The sequence below is a fragment of the Aeromonas sp. QDB25 genome (genome assembly GCF_027707725.1).
Lineage (GTDB): Bacteria > Pseudomonadota > Gammaproteobacteria > Enterobacterales > Aeromonadaceae > Aeromonas > Aeromonas caviae.
This window is the reverse complement of sequence record NZ_JAPCIZ010000260.1, coordinates 1-501: the sequence shown is the minus strand read 5'-3', so window position 1 is coordinate 501 and position 501 is coordinate 1. Positions and strand designations below refer to the sequence as shown.

The 501-nt window shown below is 50.7% G+C and carries 1 protein-coding gene; it reads right to left on the bottom strand.

The annotated features are described in order from the left end of the window. On the bottom strand, positions 1 to 501 hold a 501-nt coding region (locus tag PG883_RS23820), incomplete at both ends, for a Tn3 family transposase (RefSeq protein WP_270808534.1).

The following is a 501-nucleotide window of genomic DNA, read 5'->3' as shown; positions in this document are numbered from 1 at the left end:
TCAATATAATTAAGCAGATACAGCGTTTTGTTGATGCGCCCCACTTCAATGATTGCCTGAGTCAGTCCGGAAGGACGTTCACTTTTCAGCAATGAACGGACCAGCACTGAAGCCTGTACTTTGCCCAGTTTCAGGGAGCCAGCGGTCCGGATCATTTCGTCCCACTGAAGGACTATTTTTCGGGGATCTGATTGCCCTCTGGCAATATCATTCAGCACGCCATAGTTGGCATCATGGCCCATTCGCCAGAAAACCGAAGCACCGGCATCAGCCAGGCGTGGAGAAAACTGGTATCCCAGCAGCCAGAAAAGGCCAAAGACAAGTTCGCTGGTACCTGCTGTATCGGTCATAATTTCGGTTGGATTCAGCCCGGTCTCCTGTTCCAGAAGGCCTTCCAGCACAAAGATAGAGTCCCTCAGCGTCCCCGGTATAACGATGCCATGAAAGCCGGAATACTGATCGGACACAAAGTTGTACCAGGTGATCCCTCTGTTATTACCA